This is a genomic window from Frankia sp. AiPs1, from assembly GCF_023716945.1.
Lineage (GTDB): Bacteria > Actinomycetota > Actinomycetes > Frankiales > Frankiaceae > Frankia.
Genome location: NZ_JAMQQF010000710.1, coordinates 1 through 2,611, shown reverse-complemented (window position 1 = coordinate 2,611; position 2,611 = coordinate 1). Strand labels below are relative to the sequence as shown.

Here is a 2,611-nt window from a genome sequence, read left to right as displayed (position 1 = left end):
TTGCAGGCTTTGATTACGGTGTGGTGGTGTCGGCTCGGGCTATCAGGCCTTACATTGAATCGATTATATGACGAGCAGCTGCGGGGTAGTTGTATGCGGCTATCGTCGAGGCGTTCGCGGCCGCCGCCGACGCCGCCCGGCTGGTGCTGCGCTGCGGCAGCGTGCGCTTCACCGTCCCGCTGATGGACCTCACCGACTATCCCGAGCTGCCGCGCTTCCCCGCCCCCATCGGCGAGGTGAACACCCTCGGGTTCGCCGCGGCGGTCGGCCAGGTCGCCCCGGCGGCCGGCCGGGACGAGACGGTGCCGGTGCTGACCGCGGTCCGGCTGGAGATCTCCGGGCGCGGACTGATTCTCGCGGCCACCGACCGGTACCGGCTGGCGGTGCGCGCCATCCCCTGGCAGCCGACCGTCGATGATCCCTGGGCCTTGGCCCACGTGCCGGCCAAGGTGCTCGCCGAGGTGGCCCGCACGCCCACCTCGGCCTCCCGGATCGTGATCGGGCTCGACCTCGCCGACCCGGCGGGCGCTCGGCTGGGCCTGGCCGCGGCCGGGCGGCAGACCATCGTCCGGCTCATCGACGGCACGTTCCCCAACTACCGCAAGCTCCTGCCCGAGACGGCCGCGTACACGGTCACCGCGCAGACCGCCGCGCTCGCCGCCGCGGTCCGCCGCGTCGCCGTGGTCGCCACCCGGACCGCGCCGCTGCGCTTCACCTTCACCCGGGACCAGGTCGTCGCGGAGGCGGGGGATGGCAGCGGGGCCCAGGCCAGCGAGACGATCCCCGTCGAGTACTCGGGACCTGAGCTGTCCGTGCTGTTCAACCCCTCGTACCTGCTGGACGGGCTGGGGGCGGTGGAGGACGACGAGGCGACCATCGGGTTCGTGGCCGCCGACCCGGCCGAGGCCACCGCCCGCCCGGCCGTGCTGACCGGCAAGGACAGCGGCGGGGTCCGCGGCCCCGGCGGCGGCCCCGTGGACGAAGGCGCCTTCCGTTACCTGCTGATGCCGATCCGCACCGGCTCCGCCGCCTGACCCGGGCCCGGGGCGCGGGCACCGGCCAGTCGGCGAGCGTCGGTCAGCGCGCGGGGACCAGTCAGGGTGCGGGCGTCGGTCAGGGCGCGGGGGTCGGGGTGGTGGGGGACAGCGACATGGTGCCCGCGCCCGGCGTGGGCGTGGCGGCGGTCGCGCTGCTCGGGGCGGTCAGCGGGCCATCGGCCGACACGTCGAGGGTGCCGCCCTGCGCGCCCGACTCGGGGGCGGTCGGCGAGTCCCAGGTGGCCCCGGCCGGATCCGGGTTGGCGTGCTTGGCGACGAAATCCTTGATGACGGCCGCGGACACGGTGGTGCAGCGCTGCGTGCGGTCCCAGGCGGTCAGCACGAAGTGCTTGCCGTCCGGGAACGTCGACCGGGTCCAGGGGACGCCGATGAACCGCGGACCGGCGTTGGCGGCCAGCGACCGCAGCTGCTCGATCTGGGCGGCCGGCAGGTTCTTGTCGTACCACCCGACGATGAAGCCGTGTTCGAGGTTGTGGACGGCGCGCTCGACCGGGATGCCCGACGCCGGGTTGTAGAACGCGATGCCGTCGGGCAGCGGATCCGGGTTGTGGCTGCCCGAGGACGGCGGCGACGCCTTGTAGCTCACCGCCGTGCTGACGTGCGTCGAGCCCTGGGAGGCGTCGTTCACGGTGCCGGTGCAGCCGGCCGCCGCCGCGGCCGTGGAGGCCGCCGTCACGTAGCCGACCTCACGCGTCTTGTTCTTCGAGTGGGTGTCGGCGACGCTGTAGATGATGATCCCGACCAGGAGCAGCACCACGACCAGCCCGGATGTGCCGTAGATGAGCAGGGCGCGACGACGTTCGGCGCGCTTCTGCTCGCGGCGCAACTGTTCGAGCCGGACGTTGCGCTCGGCGCTCTTCTTCCCCACGAAATCAGATCCTACGAAGTGTCAGCCCAGATCTGACAGGCAGGATGCGTGCGACCCGCCGACGGATACCCGGACCGCCCGGTTGCGGTGCCCTGCGTCACCTCCGTACCGCCACGTTCAACCATAACCGGGCGTAGCGGACGCCCGGTCCGGGGCGGTCAGCGGCGCAGGAGGAACGGCTCCGGATCGCGGGGCGGGCGGGGGGCGGCGGGTGCGGCGGCGTGCCCGACGCCGACCGCGCCCATCGGCACCCAGCCGGCCGGCAGGTCGAGCACCGCGCCGACCACCTCGGGGCAGAACAGCGTCGAGGAGACCCAGCAGGACCCGAGTCCCTCGGTGGCGAGCGCCACCAGCAGGTTCTGCACCCCGGCACCGACGGCGACGGTGAACATCCGCTCCTCGGCCGCGGCTCGGCGGGCGTCGGGGTAGGGATGCGCCCCGGCCAGGACCATGACCGGGACGATGAGCAGCGGGGCGCGGCGCAGCACGTCCCCGCGCCGCAGCCGTCGGTCCACCGCGGCCTCGTCGAACCCGTCGCGGCGCAGGTCCTCGGCCCAGGCGGTGGCCATCGCAGCGAGCAACTCGGCGCGCCGCTCGGTGACCAGCACGAAGCGCCACGGGGTGGTGTGGTGCGGGGCCGGGGCGGTCAGCGCCGCCGCGACGGCCCGGTCGACCGCGGCCGGGT

At 73.8% G+C, this 2,611-nt stretch carries 3 protein-coding genes; 1 reads left to right on the top strand and 2 read right to left on the bottom strand.

Annotated features, from left to right (window positions below; translation table 11 throughout):
- Positions 1-89 precede the first annotated feature (89 nt).
- Positions 90-1,034: a DNA polymerase III subunit beta gene (gene dnaN, locus ND748_RS29745; protein ID WP_308205767.1), complete on the top strand. Its 945-nt coding sequence runs from the start codon at positions 90-92 to the stop codon at positions 1,032-1,034.
- A gap of 79 nt (positions 1,035-1,113) precedes the next feature.
- On the opposite strand, the gene ND748_RS29740 is transcribed toward dnaN, so the two are convergent.
- Both ND748_RS29740 and ND748_RS29735 read right to left on the bottom strand, forming a co-directional pair.
- Positions 1,114-1,926: a DUF3105 domain-containing protein gene (locus ND748_RS29740; protein WP_251749524.1), complete on the bottom strand. Its 813-nt coding sequence runs from the start codon at positions 1,924-1,926 to the stop codon at positions 1,114-1,116.
- Positions 1,927-2,084: 158 nt separating this feature from the next.
- The coding region (locus ND748_RS29735) for a nitroreductase family protein (RefSeq protein WP_251749523.1) at positions 2,085-2,611 on the bottom strand (527 nt) is incomplete at its 5' end.